Raw genomic sequence first — 21475 nt, forward strand, 5'->3', positions numbered from 1 at the left:
CGGAACGGGTGATCGTATGAAGGAACCAATTCACATATCTGTGCGTCCACTTGTGGAATACGTGCATCGGAGTGGCAGCATTCACAGTGGTTTCCGCTCAAACAGCAGTATGCTGGAAGGAACTCGTGTGCATCAGGTAATCCAGAAAGGCTATAAGGAGCATGACCGCAAAGAGGTGTATTTGCGCACGGAAATTCCATATCAGGATGCGTTGTTTATTATCGAAGGCCGCTGTGACGGGTTGATTGAGCTGGATGGTGTATGGACGGTGGATGAGATCAAATCGATATCTCTGCCCCTCGAAGAAATCCAGGGGGATGGTCAACCCGTACATTGGGCGCAAGCGTTCTTATATGCTTATATGATTGCTCGCGAGGAGCAGCATCTTTCCATGCAGGTACAGCTTACCTATGTACAGGCACACAGTGAAGACACTCGACGATTTAGACGGGAACTCTCCTTTGCAGAGCTGGAATCTTTTGCACAGGAGATGATTGCCGGTTATGCACCGTACGCGTTCCTGCTGAGAGCACACGCGGAGCAACGGGGTGCCAGTATTGGCGCGTTGGACTTTCCCTTTGACACATATCGTTCAGGCCAGCGAACTCTCGCGGGTTCGGTGTACAAAACGATTGCCGAAGGGGTCAGCCTGTTTGCCAAAGCACCCACGGGTATCGGTAAAACAATATCCACCTTGTTTCCTGCAATCAAGGCCATCGGCGAAGGGGTGGTGAGTCGGGTATATTATGTGACGGCCCGTACTACGACCCGCGCAGCAGCAGAAGAAGCGTATGCCAAAATGCAGACTCAAGGGCTGCACATGCACGTGGTGACCTTGACTGCAAAGGATAAAATTTGCTTTAAGGATGAAAATGATTGTGATGCCGGAGCATGCAGCCTGTGTGAGGGCTATTATGACCGAATCAACGGTGCGGTGTCCGATATTTTGGCCAATGAGACCTTAATGACTCGGGCAGTGATTGAGCATTATGCACGCAAGCATAGGGTATGTCCATTTGAATTTTCACTAGATGTAGCGTATGTCTCGGATGGTATAATCAGTGATTATAACTATGTTTTCGATCCGCGTATTTCTTTGAAGAGATTGCTGGAGGAGCAGAAGCGAAAAGGCGTTGTATTAGTGGACGAGGCGCATAACCTGGTGGAACGCGGCCGGGATATGTTTTCGGCGGAAATGCTGAAATCGTCTTTTCTGGAGCTGAAAAGGGAATTTAAACTGCTCAGCCCGGAGATCGCCGCAGCTGCGAGCGCAGTGAACGCGCATATGATTACGCTGCGTAAATTGCATGCGGACGCAGGAAAAACAGTGGAAGCGTCCGCACCGCAAGCGTTGCTGGAACTGCTGGCACCTTTCGTGGAAGCAGCCGAACGTGAACTGGTAACGGGTGGCAGCGTGAGCGGCGTCCAGCGTGCGAGCAGTACAGGTGCAGCTTATGCATTGCTTCTGGATACATACTTTGCCGCTCAAAATATGCTGCGAATTGCCGCTTTGTACGATGAACGCTACGTTACCTATATTGAAGCGGGACGCAGTGAAGTGCGGGTCAAGCTATTCTGCCTTGATCCTTCGCATTTGCTCGGACAGGCTATTAAGGGCTACCGCTCCGCTGTTTACTTCTCCGCAACATTGACGCCGCTTGCTTATTACCGAGATATGCTGGGAGCGAAGGAGGAGGACTATACGTTGCAGGTTCCCTCTCCCTTCCATCAGGAGCAATGGGATGTACGTCTATTGCCGCTCTCTATTCGTTATCGGGACCGTGAGCGCTCAAAGGGAGCGATTGTGAATATGCTGGCCGGACTGGCAGAGGAACGTAAAGGGAACATTCTCGTGTTTTTCCCGTCCTACCCGTATCTGCGCGAGGTATACGAGGAGTTTATGATTCGGGACGTACCGGCAGATACGTTGGTGCAAAGTCCGGGTATGACCGAACCGGAGCGCGATCGCTTTCTGGAGGCATTCCAGCCTGGACAGGAGCGTACCTTGCTCGGCTTTGCCGTGCTGGGTGGTGTATTTGCCGAAGGGGTCGACTTACCGGGAGATCGCTTGAACGGGGTTGTGGTTGTTGGTGTTGGATTGCCGCAAATCGGCGCAGAGCGGGATGTGCTGCGTGAATACTTTGCAGAGCAAGGACGGAACGGCTTTAACTATGCGTATGTATACCCTGGGATGAATAAAGTCCTTCAGGCAGGAGGCAGACTTATCCGTACAGAGCAGGACGAAGGCCTGCTGGTGCTGGTAGATGATCGATTTGCCAAGGAGCCGTATGCTTCTTTGCTGCCGGAGGAATGGAGGAGCTATCGTTTGGTGGAACAAGCGGGATTAGGGAAGGAATGGACAGGCTATGAATTTTAATTTTCATAATGACTCCATACGCGGGGTGCTGCGCCGTTTTGGTCAAGAGGAGGCCGAAGTGGACAATATGGAGACTTTTGTGACTTTTGCGCGCTTGGCTAGCAGTATTTTCAGAGAAATGGATACGGATCTTACCAGGCTGGGAGCCTCACAGGGCCGGGTCATTGTCCTGAGCCTGTTACATTTTTATGCACCGCATCGAATGACACCCTCGGAACTGGCTGAAAAGGCTGATGTCACACGGGGAACCATGACAGGGCTGATTGATGGGCTGGAACGGGATGACATGATCGAACGCGTGGCTCACGAAAGTGACGGGCGGATGGTGACCATCGGATTAAAGGAGGCCGGACGAGAGCTGCTGAGAACGGTAGGTCCTTATTACACCAAGCTGATCCGGTCATGTATGACGGAGTTTACAGCACAGGATCATGAGACCATGAAGGCCTTGCTTGGGAAAATGAAAAGCGGCTTTGAGCGATCCTTTCCGAAAAGCTGAGCGCCTGATTTTGAGACAGGGAATAGGGGAGATAAACATGTTCTTTTATGCAGATGAGGTCTATGAAAACCGTGATTTTGGCTCGATGGATGCCAGGGAAGGCGAGTGGACGAATTGTGAGTTTACCCGATGCCGTTTTCGGGGAGTGGAGATGAATGAGTCGCTCATGGAAGGCTGTACTTTTGTGGACTGTGATTTTACCGGAGCCATTCTGAATGCCTCTCATTACAAGGAGTCTGCTTTTACAAATTGTCTATTCACCAGTGCCAATCTGTTTGTAGCCCGGTTTGACAACTGCAAGCTGGTGGGCTCGGATTTTGCGGGGGCCAATATGGACGGGATTACGATTACGGGGGGAGACTGGTCTTATACGAATCTGCGTCATGCGGATTTAAGGAAGCAGGATTTGCGGAAAATACGCTTCAAGGAGGCAGACTTGTCTGAATGTAATCTGGAAAAGGCAGATTTGCGCGAAGCAGATCTTACTCACGTAAGATTGCATAAAGCACATCTTCAGGGAACGGATCTGCGCGGCGCGAAGATGGATGGTGTGAATTTTAAAGATTTGAATATCACTGGAGCCAAGTTGGATATCCAGCAGGCCGTAGCCGTGGCTCGCTCCTATGGAGCGAAGGTGGAAGGGTAAAAAAACACGAGGACATCACTGAGTCTGCCTCCCTCTGCGATGTCCCCCACTGGTGGAATGGACATATGACCAGGATTCCCCTTATCCAGCGCCAGAACCGCAGAAGCGGTTCAGGGACGGATAGGGAAGCGGTTATTTTATATGTGAATAAGGCCCTAAGAGGGGATTCTGTGGCGGAGAGAAAGGAGACATTAGTTGTATTTGCCCTTTTTTTTCAGTTGAGCAAGGACTACATAATGATCCAGACGTTGGCTTAACTCTAAAATGGAAGGGTCGGTAAATGCGGTGTATTGTGCCTTTGTAACAAGCTCTCTGCGCAATTTTTCAATGATGGCATGTAAACTATCTTCGGCTTCGTTCAGATTAGATACCATAGGCTGCACCTTCTTCCCTGCTATTCATTAGATTATAAAAGTAATTGCATAAAATTTGAAGCATATATAATTGGTAAAAATATGTATTTTTTAACTGATCTAAATCACCATAGCACATTTACTCCTGTGCAGCGATCAGGCATAATGAAGAATGATGCCGATAAGAACAAGCCTGTTTTACGGGGATAAAGGAAGGAAGAGACAGATGAGTCAGACAAACGTTTATTTTAATCATGATGGTGGAGTAGATGATCTGGTATCCCTGTTTATGCTGCTTCAGATGGAGCAGGTTCATTTGACCGGAGTATCTGTGATTCCAGCGGATGGCTACCTGGAGCCTGCAACGGACGCCAGCCGTAAAATTATTGATCGTTTTGGACAAAATAAAGGGCCTGTGGAAGTTGCTAAATCCAATTCACGCGGCAAAAATCCATTTCCTGCCGCTTGGCGTTTACACTCCTTCTATGTGGATGCATTACCAGTGCTGAATGAATCGGGGCACATGGAAGCGCCGCTTTCATCCCTGCCGGCTCATCAGCATCTGATCGAAAAGGTACGTGGAGCGGAAGGTAAAACGCTGTTGTTGTTCACCGGACCGCTAACCGATCTGGCACGCGCGCTGGATGAGGCACCGGACATTGAAGCCAAGATTGAAAAGCTGGTATGGATGGGCGGCACCTTTGAAAAAGGAAATGTAGAGGAGCCAGAGCATGACGGCACAGCAGAGTGGAATGTGTTCTGGGACCCCGAAGCGGCTTACCGTGTATGGCAAAGCGGCATTACGATTGACCTGGTGGCGCTGGAAAGCACAAGCAAAGTGCCATTAACGCCAGCCGTACGCAACCGTTGGGCTGCCGAGCGCCGCTATGAGGGCGTGGATTTCCTGGGCAATTGCTATGCAGGCTGTCCGCCGCTCGTTTATAGTGAAACGAATTCAACATACTTTCTGTGGGATGTTCTGACCACTGCATCTGTCGGACGCCCGGACATTGTCAAGAAAAAGACGGTGCATTGCAGCGTCATCGCTGAAGGTCCAAGTCAAGGCAGAACAGTGGAACAGGCGGAAGGTCGTCCTGTGAATCTGGTATATGACACAGACCCGGAAGCCTTTTTTACGTATATGACAGATTTGGCCAAGCAGGCTGCTCCCAAACGCTACTAAGCCTGGCTGCGTCTATACGTGCTGCTTGAAGTGCGATGTAATCCATCTGCAAGTACTATATATCAAAACCCGTGACGTTTTTGGTCACGGGTTTTTTGTGTTCAGGCAGCCCGAGCTTTCTGCTTCGATTTACCTACTCGCTTGCGCAAACCTCCATGTTGTAGGTCTAGTGAGAAGGCTATTTTGGGAGGTATCGGGCATATAAATACATATTCATGAAACTAATTGGTGATTTTCAAAGTTTTTCACGCTTCATTTAAAATTTCATCATATGAAAAAAGTGTAATAAAATAGGAGGATAGTACCAGTAATATCATGTAAATATTCTATATAATAGGTTTAGAGGTGGGATTATGAATAGACTGGAAGCACTAGAACACTTTCGTGAGACCTACGCAAAAGAGGTGCTAAATCAGAAAATACACCAAGTAGTGTCTTTGTATGAACAGCGAAAAGAAGAACTCATCTTATCTTTTATTCAATCCTTTCAATGGATTTGTCAGCAGGCTAATCATATAGAGGTGCCCAAAGGCAGGATCGGATACATAACCTATTCCATGCGGCGTACCTATCTGATGGAGCGAAACTATAACTATATCATCGAAGCCTATGATAAAAGCTGGTTCTTTGATCCTGGGCCATGCCAAGGAGTTTATGATGCAGGCTGGGCTTTCAGCTTTTGGGGAGAATCGGTGGATGAATTGAGCCAGCTCCGAAAGCCTTATATGAATAAGGTTATTCAGCCTGATGTAGAGCGATTTGCACTTCATGCTGTAGAGGAATTTCATCAATATATTTTGCAGCTAGCCAGGGATGCTATTAGACAGGCTGTACAAACACCGGAATTTAAGGTGCTAAGGTGCGAGGATGATTTGGAAGTACGAATAGGGGAGTATAAAGGAATCAGTAAGGTGGTGTATGCAGCAGCCAATGGAATATTACATGATTCAGCAAGATGATCGTATCACAGAGTATATGCATCCCGTAGAGATGAATCGCAGGCAGCTACTGGAGTGGGCAGCCAGTGCAGAGGATTCCATTTTACAATTTTATGTCTCAGGTGACGCAGACTATATTGATTTTATGGAGTATCCGGTACCCATCGTTTCCGAACAGCTCAAGGAGATTTTTGATAGATATCAAGCGGGCTTCAACTGGAAGCTGGTTGTTTATGCCGATATGCAGCGAATGCAGCAGACGAGGTATTGGCTGGCTCACCCGCCTAGCCTTATGTGTTTATCACAGCTTAGTGAGTATCATAGGGACGGTACACTGAGGAAAATCATTTTAGATGAATATGCAGTGAGGAATCACAAGATTTTCAGGGTTCAGGATGCAAATCATCATATCATTGTAGATCTCGATGTGGCTGAATGTATTTTAAAGTTTAATTTGACAGGCTTGAAATTACAAAAGGTCGATACAGCGAGTCCATCTATATAAAGGAGAGTCCAGGAATGAGTGAGAGCTATGTAGTGGACGGGGCACAGATACATTGCAGCTATGGGAGTCATACGGGAAGATTTAGCGTTTCAGCTAACAGGGGGATCAGCATTGGCGATAAATTGCAGGGGAATATTCAGGATTTTTACCCGCACACGCATATCCCGTCTTTCGGAACGTGCCGCAGTATGCATAATCCTGCAGTGGTTTCTGCTAACAAAGGTAATTCCGGAAAAATAATTCCACAGCCCTGCAAACCGAGTGTATCTATGCCTTGGTTGAATGGAAAAAGAGATGTATACGTAGATCAATCTCCGGCCCTTATGAGCTGTTCCACGAATTTATGCATGTGGTGCGGCAAAATTTCATTTACAACAGATGGGCAGGAATAGCTAACAGATTACAGGGATTTGCATCACATGAAAAGCAAACGGGGGTTGTAAGATGGGACTGGCTGGAACTGTGCTGACTTATGGCAATATTAGAGTGAATGCTCCATATGAAATTGTCCGGCTGCTGGATTTTAAATTGACGCAGAAGGTGAATGCTCATGGCAAGGTATACATCACTGCACTCATACCGGATGAGGATCATGCAAAGTATGATGGATTAGCTTACGCTGAGGATGTGCTGGAGGTATATGAGACGGATGAAGATCAAGGGGCGGTTAGTATTTTTAAAGGAATCGTCACCAATATTTGCATCGGATTCAAAAATGGCGTATATCACATGTACCTTGAGGCAGCCTCTTTTACATATTTGCTGGATCAACAACCGAAAAACCGTTCGTTTCAAAACGGGAATTGGACGTACTATCAATTATTCCGCGAGCTCGTAGATGCCTATCCACACGGGGATTTTATTGACCTGAGGGACAGCGATAACAAGTTGGATGGCTTTACTATTCAGTATCGAGAGACTGATTGGGAGTTTCTGAAAAGAATGGCCTCTCACCTGCAAACCGGATTGATTGCCGAGATCACCTCCGTGTTCCCAAGATTGTGGGTGGGCACCTCGAAGGAACAGGTGAAGGGTGAGCTGCATGGTATTAATTTTACTCTTCAAAAAACAAAGTCAGGTTCCAGGTATATATACGCTGAGGTGGAGGATACGAAACGCTTTGAGCTTGGAGATGTTGTTGTGTTTCAACGAAAGCATTGGATTATTGATCAGATTCATGCAGAGATGAAGCAAGGTGTCATGACCTATGATTATGCTCTTGTTCCGGAAGCAGGTATTCCAAGAGAGGTTATACATAATCGGTTTATACAAGGAGCCTCGATTGAGGGAAAGGTTATTGATTTAGACAGTGAAGGAGAGGCCGTCAAGCTCCACTTGTCTGTAGATGCCTTGCAGTCCAAAGCCGAAGGCTGCTGGTTTTCTTACCCGACGATGTACACCGGGGATGGGATTGGTTGGCATTGCATGCCTGAGCTTGGAGATCATGTCCATTTGTATTTTCCATCGAGCAACGAGCGGGATGCTCATGTGATTCAATCTCTTCGCAAGAGAGATCACAAAGGAGATGAAATCAGCAAGCCGGAAAGAAAGCTTTTCCATACCAAAACTCAAAAAATTGCGAGATTCGACGACAAAGAAGTAGCCTTTTCCACCCAAAAAGAAAAGATACTTGTACGCTTAAATCCTGCCTCCGGTATTCACGTGTATAGTCATCACGATCTTACCTTTCACGCCGATACAGACTTGGTGCTGCATGGCAAAAAGGTACAGATGACCGCTACTCGCGAGCTGTCTTTGACGTGCAAAACCAGCTATATCCGAACCGATGGAACGCTTCATATCAAGGCTGGTAAGCTCGTGAAAAATCAGGTGCCTGATGCAGAGCTGAAGGCCTACAAATCCCTGGTTCAGGAATTGAAGGGGAAGGGGTATCCGCAATGGGTACAGGATTTGCTGCTTCAATATAAAACGGACTACTACAAAGCTGTGGCAGCAGGGGACAAAAAGGCTGCCAAGGAAGCAGCGGCCAAGGCCAAGCAATTGCGTCAGCAGGTGGCAGAAATAGATCGTATGCCTGCCTGGGCCAGAGCGCAAATGCATGAGTACACGTCCCAATGGTGGGAAGCGCATGGCGCCAACGATAAAGCCAAGCAAAAGCAGATGCATCTTCTCGCCAACCAGTTGCGAGACAATGTGATCATCAACGAGCTGATTCGCGGCCATTCGGCCAACTCCTATCTCGATGCGAATCGGCTGGAAGAGCTATCCGGGGAATACGCCGATGCGGCTCATAAGCTGACCATAGCCGATCAAAAGGCTATCGCCAAGGAAGCGGCTGCCCTGCGGAGCAAGTATGGCGTGAACAGCCTGCTTGCGAGAGAAAATTTGAACAAGCTTGCCAAGAAATATCCGGATAGCTTCTCATACAAGCTGCCGACTACAGGCGATTGGGATCAGGAGCTTAACGCCGCATTGCACGATTTTGCGAAAAAATACGGCTTGGAGAATAAGGGCTATGGCCGTGATGTGCTCGCAGTGTACCTGCATCAAGTAGCCAACGGCATTCTTCCGTGGCCTAAAGTTAATAAGGCTACAACGCCAGCTGCTCCGACAACGAAAACGGAACCGGGCAAGAAGACGCCGACTACTCCTGAAAAGCCGACGAAGGAGGAACCGAAGCCTACACCATCCAACAGCTCTGCTGAGGAGAAAAGGAAAGCCATTGTAGAATTCGCCAAGAAGTTTTTAGGCAAGATTCCTTACTGTATGGATTCTAAAATTAAAACAATGAAGCTTGATCCCGATAACCCACCTATATACATGGACTGCTCTGATTTTAGTTCCTCCGTGTACTTGACCATATTAAATGTGCATATAGGGGGTAATACAAGTGCTCAAATCCAGCGGGGAACCAAAGTGAGTCATGAGAATTTACGAAAAAGCGGGGACTATAAGAATCTCAAATTAGGTGACTTAATCTTATTTGATTGGGGGAGTGCGGAGAAAAAAACCGAATTCAAAGTAGATCATGTAGGAATATATGTGGGAGATGGAAAGTTCATTCACGAGCATGGTTGGGCACGTACTCTTGCTGAAATGAAAAAGGATCGCAAGCCATCTCACAATGTAACAATAGATAAATTAAGCAAAGATTGGGGAGAGGGTTATGGTTTTATATATACAAACGTTATAGCAGTTAGACGTATTATACAAGATGATGGCTCAATAATTAACAAATAAGAAAGTAAGCAAGTAGTTTGAACGTCATAATACTATTTGATTCAAAGCTATTCTGTCAGGAGAAAATAGCACTGACCTGATTAATGGGTAGGCTTTATTAAGAACGGATGAGAAAGTGGTGAGAAAGTGAATTCTATAAAAATCATACTGGTTATTACTTTTGTAGCCATTATATCGGCATGTAGTGGGTTTAAAGGAGAGGAAGCTGTCCCGTCTCCTCACTCCCAAGAAGTATCATCACACAGGGTAACACAAGATACTAGAAATATTACTGAGAAAGAAGCACGGTGGCTTTTAAATGGAGAAGAAGACCCATATCCGACTCAATTTTTGACCAATTTAGATGATCCTACAGGAAAGACATATATACGTATCGATGACTTGATAGATGCGATGCAAACTAAAGAAGAGCGAATAAAATATCGCGACTCCCAAGTAACTGTCAGTAGAGTATCAAATGATGGAAGTCGAATGGCGATCGTAAGGACAATCTCTGATATGGAAGAAGGGGACGAAGAACACATTCTTGAGGTATATGATCTGAACTCAGGAAAAAAAGAGTCCGAGTTTGAACTGCCTTCAACGGCTTACCCCGTAGTCTCTCCTGATTTAAGTAAATATCTTTATGGGTTGAATGGGCAAGTGTATTTATATGATGCAGTAAAGAGGAAAACGACAAAAATAGACCTTGGGAAACGTAAAATAGATTTAGGTATCATTAGTTCAGGATTATTTTCTCCAGATGGCACTAGATTCTGTTTTGAGGAAAATGACCAACTAGGTATTATCATGCTGAATCTGTCCGGTATTAGTGGAGCAAAACGCTTACTTGCAGGGTCTATGGTTTCGCTTTTGCAATGGGATCAAGAAGATAAATTAATTTATACAATTTCTGAAGAGGACGACAGTTACACAAAAGATGTCTATTCATTTGATATAGAGAGCGGAGAAAAAAGGTGGGTAACTAAAAGTACGGCACCATTTATACTATCCCCTGATCAAAAATTGGCGCTGTCCGCAGAATACGAAGCTTCAAAAATGTATCTAGTTCATCTGAGCGATGGAAGAAAGGAGGATATATCCTCTTTTACTAAAAAACAAGGAATACGCACGGCTCCAATACAGTGGATCGAAACAAAAACTAATTATATGAAGTATAGCAACAAGGTTAAAGTGAAAAGAATTACTGCCTCTTCTACGCTACCTAATCAGGGTATTCGTTCTTTTAATGTGAACAATTTAACAGATGAAAATTATTCAACCTCTTGGTGTGAAGGAACCAAGGGGGGCGGAGTAGGGGAAACGGTAACTATAGATTTGGGTTCAACTCAAGAGGTGAGAGGTATAGATATAACCGATAACACCATGTGGGTTAATAATAAGTATTTAAACGTAAGTAAAATCAAAAAAATGAAACTTGATTTTTCGGATGGGCAATCTGAAATGCTTGAGGGTAGTGACGCACGTTTCAAGTTCGATGAACCTATACGAACATCATTCGTTAAGATTACCATTCTAGAAGTGAAAAAAGGCACGGACTTCCCAAATACTTGTATAGGTGAGCTGAAGTTATTGTGATTAGTTGTAGGAAACGAAAAAAATTGCGGTGCTAATAAATAAAATCGCGTTATTCGCCATAATCTTTTCCATGCTATGCGGCTGTATACAATCGAATGAGGACCAAAAAGCGCAAGAGCAGAATGGAAATCATGCTTCTGTCTCTCAGTCCAAGAAACTTTCTCCAGCAAAAAGGCCCGTAAATTGGTTGTTGTTTGAAGCGGAAAATGGAAATATGCCCATGGAATATCTCGCTGATATGGATGATCCTACAGGCAATACCTTTATTGATTTGTACGACATTATAGGTAAATTACATGCAAGTGAAGGTGAAACGTATCCTGAATATGAGTTGTACCTGGCTGGGTTCTCGGATGATGGCAGGCGTATTGCTTTATTTAGAGAGTCGCAGGATTTGAATTATTTAATCATCAAAATCTTTGATTTATCTACCACTAAGAAAATGTATGAATTTAAGGTGCTGAATAGGGACTACGCCGTTATGTCTCCTGACTTACGCAAGTGTGTTTACACAGATGATGCTGCCTTTTTTTATTATATGAACCAGGGACAGAAAGCTAAAGCATTAGGGCAATTAAATGATGGTCACTATCTCGATCTTCCAGTGTTTTCGCCTGACAGTAACCAATTTGCCCTTGTAAATAGTAACCATAATGTATTGATATATGACTTGTCCAAAAACAAGCTAATCCAACAAATCAAGCTAGGATTAGAAGGAATACAGATCGAACAGTGGCTTTATAACGATCAATTGGTTCTCTCTTCCTACGAGAGGGATAAGACATATATGTTGGATATTAGGACTGGGGAGAAGAAGTTACTAATGAAAGCCACAGAATCTCCTGTTATAACTTCAGATAACCACAGGGTTGCTTATTTGAACTCGAAGGGTGAAATGCAACAACGAGACATCCAAACAGGTCTGCCTATAAAATACTCCAATGTATTCCACAGGATAGGCTATAACGTGTCCCCTACACAATGGGTACAGACAACAACGGATTTAATGAAATATCGAAAAAACATCACGGCACAGAAAATTATTGCTTCATCTACACTTTCAGACCAAGCAGGGAACTCTTATACTGCCGGGAACATCATGGATGGAGATGCAAGCACAGCTTGGTGCGAAGGAGTTAAGGGAGACGGAATTGGGGAGTGGATCAAAATTGATTTCGGCTCTATGCAAGAACTGAAGGGGTTTGAGCTTATTAATGGTTTAGCTAAGTCATCTAATGCTTTCCAAGTAAATAATAGAGTTAAACGAATGAAACTGGAGTTTTCAAATGGACAGACTTTGACGATAGATAATGATTTTATAAGCAACCAATTTCTTGATAACCCTATTCATACTTCATTCGTGAAAATAACGATTGAGGCAGTAGAGCGAGGAATCAAATATCACGATACCTGTATGTCGGAGATACGATTCTTCTAGCATTCCTAACAAAGGAGAAGGCATATGAAGTGGAAAGAGCCAACGTTTGGTGCAACCCCTATGTTGAAAGCTTTAACAACCGCTAATGCGCACAGGAAAGCAAAGGCTTTTGATCTGGCGGCAGAACAGAGGAAACAAAAACTGAATTATCCCGACTGGGCCCAAACCTGGATGCGTAAATACAAAGAGGACTGGTACATCGCTCAAGCGAGTGGAGACGAGGTCGGTATGCGTAAAGCGCAAAAGCTGGCAGAGGGACTTCGAAGCAAGCTCCGCGAAATGGCGACATTCCCCAAGTCGGCCCAAGAGCAGATGCAAAAAGAAACCGTCCGCTGGATGACCGCTGAAGCAAGCGGAAATATCAAGCAAAAGCTGGCTGCTGAGGAAGCGGGACGAGCTATACGAGAGAAGTTGGGTCTGATCGATACGAGTACTAAAGCACCACCAGAAGAACCAGTTACCAACGAACCGAAGGATGATTATAAACCTGAACAAGCACCTCCTGATAAGTCAGGAAATGATAGCTTTGAAGCTGAGCTTGCTAAATTCCCGGAATCATACAGACCAGCGCTATTGAAATTACACAAGCAACATCCTTCTTGGCGTTTTATAGCGGAAGAAACTAATGTAGATTTTAATAGTTTTCTCAAGGCAGAAATGAAAAATGGACTGGTGTGTACCTCAGTAGACAAATATGGATACAAACCGTCTTGGAAAGACCCTAAGTTCAAATATGATAGAGGATATAATGCTGCTTCTCCTAAGGCAGTTTCATACTTTTTAGATCCGCGTAATTTTCTGACTGAGTCTCGTGTATTCCAATTTTTATCAGGAAAGTATGATAAGAACACCCAAAATAAAGAGGCAGTTAATAAAGTGCTAAGCAAAAGTTTGGCTAATAAAGGAGATGTATTTCTAAAGGCAGGAGGCAATGAAGCGAGTGCAGTATTTTTAGCGGCAAAAGCCATGGTTGAATCGGGAGGTGGGACTTCTACTTTAGGCAAGGGAAAGGTCAACGGATATAGCGGATGGTACAATATGTATGGCATTGGCGCAAACGATGGGAGTGCACTCACAAATGGTGCAAAAAAGGCTAAGTCAGAGAACTGGAATTCTGTCGACAGTGCAATAATCGGCGGAGGTAAATGGATTTATAGAAATTATATTAAAACAGGGCAAGATACGCTTTATAGCTTAAAGTGGAATGTAAATTCCTTTAGGAACAATGGAACTGTTAGTAAGCAATATGCTACGAATATTATGGATGCTTATGTAAAGTCGGATCGTTTTTCCAAGGGTCTTAAAACCGTAGATGCACCTCTTACTTTTAGAATACCCGTTTATAAGAATATGCCTGCAACGGCTTGCCCTGAACCTACACAGGCTGCATCAAAGTAATCAAGTTATTATAAAATAGGCATTTTGAAAGAAGGGAAAGCGTGACTAATAAGAAGTTATTTGTACTTGTTTTAGCTGTTTTAATTTTTAGTGGTTGTGGTGTGAATAAAGAGGCCGAGGTAAAAAGTATCACTCCTAAATCGTCTACACCAACTATTGTTAGTCCTGAGAAAGTGAAAGATTCTGCAAAACACACTGTGCAAGATTCTAACACATTAGATCAGTTTATAAAAAAAATCCAACCCCAAAATGAGCAGCTTCAAAAAGTATTAAAAGAAGATTTGGACCGTGATGGAAAGCCGGAATACGTGCTTGCTTTTGGATTAGAAAAAGAGGAGATTTACAACATATTTGTAGTTCGGGAGGAGGATGATGGCTATCACATCATTGATAAACTAGAGGATCCCGTTATAGTTGTGCACCTAAATACTGATGTGAAAATCATGAAGCTGGATCAAACGGATCAAAAGTTTATCGTTGTATACTCTATAGGCGATGGAGGTGCTTACTCAGAGGGATTCTCCATATATGCTTTGGAAAATAATCATATTAAAAGTATAAATTCGGATTTTCCTAATGCCACAGGGCAAGGGATTCGGACGTTAAAAGATACTGATCATGACGGTGTTTTTGAAAGTGTCGATTATTACGAGTTTAGCGACACTCAGGAGCATACCATCGTAGTCTCTCAAAAATATGATGGAACAGGACCTGAAAAAATGGAGCTTTTATATAAAAATAAAAGTAAAAAGTTTGTGTATCCAAGCGACCCTAAGGCCGTGATACTGAATTACCTAGAAGATGATTATCTCATGAAATGGTTTGGATTACCTTTCCCTGAAATGGACCAGCTCATCGATCCGGCAGCAAGGCAAACGTATGATTTTGAGGATGCCGTCGATTTTTCCGGTTTAGCATATTTATCTTACCCGGTTTTGGAACTGAGTTTTAATGAGGTTAGCAGCGATGATAACCGAAAAGTATATTCGGTAAAAGATAATTCAGAAGAAGAAAGGGCGAAAAAAGAAATTACGTTTACATTAGAAAAGCAGTCGGGCAAGTGGAGGATTATGAGCATAGAGATAAACGATAAATTATAGAGAGCGTGAAATGCAGCATGAATCACTTAAAGGACAGTCGTATATGGTGTGTCCTGTTACTACTAATTTCCTGTGTAGTAATGAACGGATGTACAAAAGAGAATGATTCTTCAATAACAAAAACAAATCATGCGCTTTCTCTCCAAAATGATGCTAAAACGATTTCCTATTCGAAAAAGTTGGATGCGTTAGTACAAAAACTTCATTTAACCAACGATGAGAATGTGGAATCTGATGTCAGACAAAAAAAGATTGAGGAGTTCACACAGGAACTTAATTTGTTGTTAAACGAACCAGAAAGTGTAGAGATGAAGGATGGAGAACTAGTAGAAAAATTTGATAACAATCTCACTATCTTAACAAAATTGTTTCAGATAAAAAGTGGGCAGCTAAATGTTAGAGTTATGAATTATAGAGCACCCACTACGGTGACAGGTACAATCGGAGGGAAATACACATTTATTCAGTGGTGGAGTACGAAGGAACTTGTGCATGCCCAGATGCTTGAGAATGACGGGCCAGAATTAACTACAGATTTTATCGTTCGGGATTCAGAGCACGGAATACAGTTGTCGTTAGGGGGACATGTCTCCATTTATCATCCAAACCCCGTATTTGTTGATTTGTGGGAATTGTCTGGGCAAAAGTGGGCGCAGAAAAGTATAGATGTAGGTAAGATGAAGCTCCCGGATGCGTGGGAACTGAACAAGGATGTGGATGAGCTTATTTTAGAAAATCGGCAACATGAAAGCATGAGTATCGAGGTTTTAGACCACGGCGATGGTTTCTTAATAAACAGTGATGAATCTGAACAGAACATTATCATTGAGTTCTCCAAAAGCGGAGAAGTCCGTATAGATTCTGAACATAGCCTCACCTCAGATACTCATAGTGAGCAGCAAAGCTATGAACTCATTCAAGAAAAATATTCGGAAAACGGAATCGTTATTAAGTATCCTCAAATTACGAAGCTTGAGGATGCTGAAAAGCAGAAGTCTTTAAACCAATTGCTTAAGAACGAAGCTTTAAAAAGATTACACGAATACGGCTATTCTGATTCTGGAGCTCATCTCGAAATTGATTATGAGATTAAACGGCAAAGTGAACGGTTCTTGAGTATTGAATACACGGGTATTCGTTATGTGAAGAAGGCAGCCTATCCTAATCATATTTTCTATACAACTAACCTGGATATGAAGCAGGCTTCAAAATTAAGATTGAGTGATCTCATAAAGATCGAAAAACCTTTTATTGAGCTTTTAAAAAGCGGAAAATTCACAGCTGTAGAGCCAGCACAAAAAGGTTTAATCGGTAATTTTACTCAAGATAAGTTAAATCAATCGTTAACAGACGCAGATGTACTGGAAGGTTCAGCCGAGGAGTCAGAATCAGATACGTTTAGCTATCTCACAAGCGATTCACTGGGAATTAGTATTCCTGTGGTTCATGCAGCAGGGGACCACGCAGAGTATGAAATTCGCCTTCAACAGATTCCGGATGACATGAAGCAAAATAAGGAATTATGGAAAGAACTAAGTCCTGTTGTTGATCAGTCTGCTTCCGTTGTTAACGGAGGGAAATTGGATACCAATCAATATGAAATTGAAGAGTCACAGTCTTTTCGAACCACTTTCGAAGGCTTTGGGAAAGTACGGTTTGTATCCACATATGGATATACGGAAGGTTTTCGTAAATACTTTTTCTTTCTACTAGATAATAAAGGACATATTGTATATCCGTTCCCTGAGTTCTACGGGAACCATGGGTGGGTTGCATTTTATGGAGGCGTAAAAGCGGTAGCTTTCAAGGATGTAAATAACGATGGTTTGAAAGATGTTATCATCATCGCCAATGTGGATAACGGGATTGGAGGGCCTGATAGAACTGAGCCTTTCCCTATGGCAGGCATATATTTTCAGAGAAAAAATAAAACCTTTACCATACTCCCTGCACTGGATCAGGCCCTCAATGATAAGGGACATAACCAAACCATCAAGGATGTCATTCAATACGTAAGCAAACAACGGATAAACGTAAACTAACCGACCAAAGGAGCAGAAACATGGGATATCCAATCATCAAGCATAACGGAGCTGTTCTATCTCTTCAAAATCCGAAGGTTAAAGTTGTACAGAAAATGAATGAGCATGTGAAGGTCTTTTTGACGGGCGTGTTAAACGGTACACAAATGGAAGAGTACACAGCTCATATGGATGCAGGAGCCAAGCTGGTTATTTCTTATGTGAATGATGATCATAAACAGATTGTGTTGTTCAGGGGATTAACCACGCAGATCCGAATCAAGCTGGTGTCCAATGTAGCTCATTTGGTCGCTGAAGCTGTGTCCTATACAAGCCAGTTGGATGAAGTGCCTCACCGACAATCCTTTCAAAATGTAAAGATGAAGCTGCAGGCATTGCTGGAGCATGTGCTCAAATCATATCCTAAAGCTAATTGTACGAGCCAATTAAAGGATCAGCTTTTACAGGAATTTACGATGCAATTCGATGAGACGGACTGGTCGTTTCTGAAACGTATAGCGTCTCGGCTTGGCTGGGGATTGATACCTGATCCGATAGGAGAAAAACCTCAGTTTTATTTTGGGTTGCCTGACGGTATCACGAAAGGTGAGCTAAAACAGTATAACTACTCCATGACCAGAAAGACCAAACCAGGGGCAAGCAAGGACGAGGATCTTTTGTATTATAAAGTGCAAACAACAGGGGCCAAAGATGTCCTGCTACAAATCGGGGCTGAGGTTAAATTCAAAGGGAAAAACTTGTGCGTTTTGCAGTCTGTTGCGTTTATACGGCACAATACCTTGTGGCATGAATATGTGCTAACGACAGCCGATGGAATGAAGCAGGAATTGATTTTAAATGAGAACATTCGCGGCATCTCATTGAAGTCCAAGGTCATTGGAATTGAGCAGGATCATGTGAAGGTTTTCTTTTATGAAATGGATAAGGTAAAGCCAAACGTCAAGGAAACCTACGCTTTTCCAACGGCTACATTTTATACATCAGAAGGGAATACAGGATGGTACTGCATGCCGGAGCTGTTTGACTTTGTAGATATCTACTTTCCCACCACTAAAGAAAAAGACGCCATTGTAACCCACTCGATCCGTAAGAGATCCAAAGGGGGCGACTTTATTAAGGACCCGTCAACGAAAATATTTATGACCAAGTACCGCAAAGCGATTATATTTGAGAAAAATGAAATTTTAATCACCGGGAATGACGATGAAGTGGTGATTCGACTGCTGGATGACCATGGGATCGAACTGCGGAGCAAGAAAGATATCCGTGTAAAAGCCGACGGGAATCTGGTGTTCAATGCGGGTAACACAATACAAGTCACAGCAAAAGATGCCATCGGTTTAAAATGTAAAACGAGTCTGGTAGAAATGGATGGTAACATCAAAATGACTGGAGAAAAGATAAAGACGCAATAATTAAATCCATCATGAGAGGTAAATAGTCATGGCTAAAGTAACTACTGGAGCAATCGTGAATGAGCAACCGCCAACCCAGGAAGATATGATTCAAGAATGGAAACGTAAAATAAGCAGAGGCGAATATCCTTTTATTCATGTAGTAAATCAGGATAGTACCAAAAGTGAAGAACGGTAAATGTGTCTTGTGACGACTGGAAGAGGCTCCTCAGGAGCCTTTTCTGCATTCATGATTCAATATTCTGAATACTTTTTAGGATTCCGGCTGTCAATGAACCAACCTGGTCCGCTTACATCAAGTACTTCTTTCTTTTTATAATCGTAGGCAACAGATATGATTTGGTCTTGGTGTCCTTTTATATAGCCACGAAGATAAACAGTAGAGTTAACGTAACTGCCAATAAATTCGTTATTTTTGTATATAAATTCTGCATTGTAGTATTTTCTAATATAGTCTTGCCCGATAGGTATACCAGCTTGTACGATTTCTTCTTTTTCTACCTTCGATGTGTACTGCATGTAATAAAAAACACCTACAAGGATGGAGAGCGAGACAAGAATAGTAATCCAAAATTTTTTCTTCTTCAATAAATTTTCTCCTTCTGGTAAAGTGAACACACGAAAATCTGTCTTTAAAACTGTACAACAATTAAAGATTATGTTTATCTGTGCAATCTTCTACTAACATACGGTTACAAAGACCTATTCCACAGAAACCACGTACTAAGACCAGATGTGCGATATTCAATGACTTTATACTTATTTTTCCTCTCGGCTATATCCCTTGTAAATAGGATGCACTATAATAATACTACTTCTTAATATGGGAGAAATTAGACTTTAATATCCGCAATAACCTAATTTAAAAAAAGAATTTTTTTATGAAAAACCCTTCTCAGGAAGAAGGGGTCTTGTATTTGGGAACCTCACTGTCAATAAACCAATCCGGCCCGGAGACATCGATGACTTCTTTCGTTTTATAGTTATAGTAGATCGTAATTTTGCTGTCTTCGTGACCTTTAATGTATCCATACAGATATATTCTTGAGTGGATGGCCGGATCATCTACAGCATAATCCTTTAATATGAAATCGGCGTTATAGTGTTCTTTAATAAATTTCACGCCGATAGGAGTAGCGACGTCTACTAATTCTTTTTTTTCGTTGTTAGACAAGTTGGAACAACCTCCTAAGTATATAACCATTAAAATAAATGCCAGAATTAGTGGGATTTTTCTGTTCAAGTGTAATTCTCCTTTTCTGGTAATCATCTTTTTCATAACTCTATAATATATTTACATAATAGACAAGGCGGGAATGATTTGACCTTCATTAGTGATAAAACATATTGGACCATTGCAGATAGAATATATGACCGGGAACTGACTGCAAAAGACTCAAAAAGCAGAGTTGTTCCCGACTGGAAGATTGTTGAACCTGAAGGGGCAATGCTGCATGACACCAATGGCTCAGGTTTTGATGCGACGGTTTTTTATAACGAAAAAACCGATCAGGTGATTATAGGTTATAGAGGTACTGAGCCGCCTGACCGCCCAAAGTGGAGTGTGGCGATGGATTGGGGGACCGATATTAATGATGTCGTGGGTGGTCGTGCGAAAACGTTGGAGGAAGTCCATCAATATTATGAAAATAACAAGGGAGAGATGGACAAACTCCCGTCACAAGTGCAAAGTGCGTTTCATCAATATGAGGCACAGTACCAGAATAATCAATTTACACAAGCTCAAAATCTGTATGATGTAGTGAAGAAGCAGTATCCCTCTGCTGAAATATCCACCACAGGTCATTCTCTGGGAGGAGCGGAGGCAGAATATGTTGCGGTACGGAACGGACTGTCCTCGGTTAGTTATAATGCACCAAGCATTGTACATTTGTTACCGGATGATCTTCAAAGGAAAGTAGAAAACGGAGATTTTCAAAAGACGAATGTCGCTTATGTCAATCCGAAAGATACCATCGGTTCGGGAGCTAAGGATGCAAAGCCGCATGTTGGTACAACCTACTTTATAAATAATGATTATAAGACCGCTAATGAAGCCAAATTTACTATTCCTGTTTCGTTACCGATCAAAAGAGAAAATAAGTGGGCCGACTTTTTCTTGGGCCCCAAATGGTCTCCCATTGTTTACATTCCCATTACGCTGCCTATGATGCAACAAGATCCCATTACAAAGTTCTATAATTCGATAATGGGAGAAACAACACATAGCATGGATTATTTCTCATTTAATGCAGATGGCAATATCAGCAATCTACTGTACACGATGGACGGACAACTGGTAGAGGGCAACCCGCGATTACAGGCATACGAGGAAAGGCTTGCGGCGGAGGCGAAATTCAAGGAAGTTATGGGTGATTTGGTTGAACGCTACGGTGGTCAAATGGGTGCCTTCGGGCAGTTTGCAGCTACTGCACTGGGATTGAATATCATGGGAGCAGGGCAACGCGGGGCATATTTTGTAGGCAACAAAAATGGAGGCACAATTCAATTAACACCCGAGGAGCTAAAGCATGCGGCTAATCAGATGCGTTCCAGCTTGCATGGGTTTTCCAGCGATACCCGAGCGTCCATCCAGTTATTTCAGGCTCATATCGGCACCAGTGAAAGTCAGTCTTTGACCCCGATTGCGCATAGTGCAACGGCGACGTTGGATCGGATTAATCGCTGGTATCAGGAATCAATTACGGAGATCGCGGAGTATATAGATCGCAAGGGCCAGGAATTTACGGTGGTGGATCAGTAAATAGATCATCAGCTGGAAGAACACAACAGGGGGCAAAA

General features: G+C 43.2%; 19 protein-coding genes. 16 read left to right on the top strand and 3 right to left on the bottom strand.

From position 1 onward, the window contains the following. The first annotated feature begins 16 nt into the window (after positions 1–16). The 3 genes from KQI_RS0112570 to KQI_RS0112580 are packed head-to-tail and all read left to right on the top strand — an operon-like array spanning position 17 to position 3522. Positions 17–2377 carry an ATP-dependent DNA helicase gene (locus KQI_RS0112570; RefSeq protein ID WP_010347113.1) on the top strand — a complete coding sequence of 787 codons (2361 nt, stop codon included), beginning with the start codon at positions 17–19 and terminating at the stop codon, positions 2375–2377. Further along, positions 2367–2876 carry a MarR family winged helix-turn-helix transcriptional regulator gene (locus KQI_RS0112575; RefSeq protein WP_007432902.1) on the top strand — a complete coding sequence of 170 codons (510 nt, stop codon included), beginning with the start codon at positions 2367–2369 and terminating at the stop codon, positions 2874–2876. Before KQI_RS0112570 ends, KQI_RS0112575 begins: the two co-directional genes overlap by 11 nt. Positions 2877–2913: 37 nt before the next feature. Further along, positions 2914–3522 (top strand): pentapeptide repeat-containing protein, encoded by a 609-nt coding sequence (locus KQI_RS0112580; RefSeq protein WP_010347114.1) that lies wholly within the window; start codon positions 2914–2916, stop codon positions 3520–3522. A gap of 191 nt (positions 3523–3713) precedes the next feature. Here KQI_RS0112580 and KQI_RS0112585 read toward each other — a convergent pair whose 3' ends face one another. Beyond that, on the bottom strand, positions 3714–3896 hold the full coding sequence (locus KQI_RS0112585; RefSeq protein ID WP_010347115.1) for an aspartyl-phosphate phosphatase Spo0E family protein: 183 nt from the start codon (positions 3894–3896) through the stop codon (positions 3714–3716). Between the two features lie 205 nt (positions 3897–4101). Between KQI_RS0112585 and KQI_RS0112590 the strand changes: the two genes are divergently transcribed. The 12 genes from KQI_RS0112590 (at position 4102) to KQI_RS28810 (ending at position 18851) form a co-directional block, all read left to right on the top strand. Then, on the top strand, positions 4102–5058 hold the full coding sequence (locus KQI_RS0112590) for a nucleoside hydrolase (protein ID WP_010347116.1): 957 nt from the start codon (positions 4102–4104) through the stop codon (positions 5056–5058). Between the two features lie 353 nt (positions 5059–5411). Continuing rightward, the gene (locus tag KQI_RS0112595; protein WP_010347117.1) at positions 5412–6017 is read left to right on the top strand and encodes a hypothetical protein; all 606 of its coding nucleotides are present in this window, start codon (positions 5412–5414) and stop codon (positions 6015–6017) included. Continuing rightward, a complete protein-coding gene (locus KQI_RS0112600; protein WP_029390133.1) occupies positions 6001–6501 on the top strand; it encodes a hypothetical protein in 501 nt (166 codons plus the stop codon). Before KQI_RS0112595 ends, KQI_RS0112600 begins: the two co-directional genes overlap by 17 nt. 14 nt (positions 6502–6515) lie before the next feature. Further along, the gene (locus tag KQI_RS0112605; RefSeq protein WP_010347119.1) at positions 6516–6893 is read left to right on the top strand and encodes a DUF4280 domain-containing protein; all 378 of its coding nucleotides are present in this window, start codon (positions 6516–6518) and stop codon (positions 6891–6893) included. Between the two features lie 52 nt (positions 6894–6945). After that, the gene (locus KQI_RS0112610; protein ID WP_010347120.1) at positions 6946–9702 is read left to right on the top strand and encodes an NlpC/P60 family protein; all 2757 of its coding nucleotides are present in this window, start codon (positions 6946–6948) and stop codon (positions 9700–9702) included. A gap of 126 nt (positions 9703–9828) precedes the next feature. Beyond that, a complete protein-coding gene (locus tag KQI_RS0112615) occupies positions 9829–11280 on the top strand; it encodes an NADase-type glycan-binding domain-containing protein (RefSeq protein ID WP_010347121.1) in 1452 nt (483 codons plus the stop codon). A 28-nt stretch (positions 11281–11308) separates the two neighbouring features. After that, positions 11309–12718 (top strand): NADase-type glycan-binding domain-containing protein, encoded by a 1410-nt coding sequence (locus KQI_RS0112620; protein ID WP_010347122.1) that lies wholly within the window; start codon positions 11309–11311, stop codon positions 12716–12718. A 24-nt stretch (positions 12719–12742) separates the two neighbouring features. Next, the gene (locus tag KQI_RS0112625) at positions 12743–14116 is read left to right on the top strand and encodes an N-acetylglucosaminidase (RefSeq protein WP_010347123.1); all 1374 of its coding nucleotides are present in this window, start codon (positions 12743–12745) and stop codon (positions 14114–14116) included. A gap of 41 nt (positions 14117–14157) precedes the next feature. Then, entirely contained in the window at positions 14158–15216 is a 1059-nt protein-coding gene (locus KQI_RS0112630; protein WP_010347124.1) for a hypothetical protein, read from the top strand. A 17-nt stretch (positions 15217–15233) separates the two neighbouring features. Continuing rightward, a complete protein-coding gene (locus KQI_RS0112635; protein WP_010347125.1) occupies positions 15234–17258 on the top strand; it encodes a polysaccharide deacetylase family protein in 2025 nt (674 codons plus the stop codon). Between the two features lie 20 nt (positions 17259–17278). Continuing rightward, complete coding sequence (locus tag KQI_RS0112640) at positions 17279–18673, top strand: hypothetical protein (RefSeq protein ID WP_010347126.1); 1395 nt, start codon at positions 17279–17281, stop codon at positions 18671–18673. A gap of 28 nt (positions 18674–18701) precedes the next feature. Continuing rightward, positions 18702–18851 carry a hypothetical protein gene (locus KQI_RS28810; RefSeq protein WP_010347127.1) on the top strand — a complete coding sequence of 50 codons (150 nt, stop codon included), beginning with the start codon at positions 18702–18704 and terminating at the stop codon, positions 18849–18851. A 56-nt stretch (positions 18852–18907) separates the two neighbouring features. Here KQI_RS28810 and KQI_RS0112650 read toward each other — a convergent pair whose 3' ends face one another. After that, the gene (locus KQI_RS0112650) at positions 18908–19261 is read right to left on the bottom strand and encodes a hypothetical protein (protein ID WP_010347128.1); all 354 of its coding nucleotides are present in this window, start codon (positions 19259–19261) and stop codon (positions 18908–18910) included. A gap of 307 nt (positions 19262–19568) precedes the next feature. After that, positions 19569–19916, bottom strand: a complete 348-nt coding sequence (locus tag KQI_RS0112655; protein WP_029390134.1) for a hypothetical protein — start codon at positions 19914–19916, stop codon at positions 19569–19571. Positions 19917–19994: 78 nt separating this feature from the next. Here KQI_RS0112655 and KQI_RS0112660 point away from each other — a divergent pair, with 78 nt between their 5' ends. Beyond that, a complete protein-coding gene (locus KQI_RS0112660) occupies positions 19995–21437 on the top strand; it encodes a lipase family protein (RefSeq protein WP_010347130.1) in 1443 nt (480 codons plus the stop codon). Positions 21438–21475: the final 38 nt, after the last annotated feature.

Origin of the sequence: Paenibacillus peoriae KCTC 3763, from assembly GCF_000236805.1 — a bacterium.
GTDB lineage: Bacteria > Bacillota > Bacilli > Paenibacillales > Paenibacillaceae > Paenibacillus > Paenibacillus peoriae.

What these genes read in the sequence shown, in the direction of transcription:
- KQI_RS0112580 (WP_010347114.1), top strand. Translation starts at nt 2,914, where the DNA reads ATGTTCTTTTATGCAGATGAGGTCTATGAAAACCGTGATTTTGGCTCG.
- KQI_RS0112585 (WP_010347115.1), bottom strand. Translation starts at nt 3,896, where the DNA reads ATGGTATCTAATCTGAACGAAGCCGAAGATAGTTTACATGCCATCATT.
- KQI_RS0112605 (WP_010347119.1), top strand. Translation starts at nt 6,516, where the DNA reads ATGAGTGAGAGCTATGTAGTGGACGGGGCACAGATACATTGCAGCTAT.
- KQI_RS0112595 (WP_010347117.1), top strand. Translation starts at nt 5,412, where the DNA reads ATGAATAGACTGGAAGCACTAGAACACTTTCGTGAGACCTACGCAAAA.
- KQI_RS0112575 (WP_007432902.1), top strand. Translation starts at nt 2,367, where the DNA reads ATGAATTTTAATTTTCATAATGACTCCATACGCGGGGTGCTGCGCCGT.
- KQI_RS28810 (WP_010347127.1), top strand. Translation starts at nt 18,702, where the DNA reads ATGGCTAAAGTAACTACTGGAGCAATCGTGAATGAGCAACCGCCAACC.
- KQI_RS0112610 (WP_010347120.1), top strand. Translation starts at nt 6,946, where the DNA reads ATGGGACTGGCTGGAACTGTGCTGACTTATGGCAATATTAGAGTGAAT.
- KQI_RS0112570 (WP_010347113.1), top strand. Translation starts at nt 17, where the DNA reads ATGAAGGAACCAATTCACATATCTGTGCGTCCACTTGTGGAATACGTG.
- KQI_RS0112625 (WP_010347123.1), top strand. Translation starts at nt 12,743, where the DNA reads ATGAAGTGGAAAGAGCCAACGTTTGGTGCAACCCCTATGTTGAAAGCT.
- KQI_RS0112640 (WP_010347126.1), top strand. Translation starts at nt 17,279, where the DNA reads ATGGGATATCCAATCATCAAGCATAACGGAGCTGTTCTATCTCTTCAA.
- KQI_RS0112590 (WP_010347116.1), top strand. Translation starts at nt 4,102, where the DNA reads ATGAGTCAGACAAACGTTTATTTTAATCATGATGGTGGAGTAGATGAT.
- KQI_RS0112635 (WP_010347125.1), top strand. Translation starts at nt 15,234, where the DNA reads ATGAATCACTTAAAGGACAGTCGTATATGGTGTGTCCTGTTACTACTA.
- KQI_RS0112600 (WP_029390133.1), top strand. Translation starts at nt 6,001, where the DNA reads ATGATTCAGCAAGATGATCGTATCACAGAGTATATGCATCCCGTAGAG.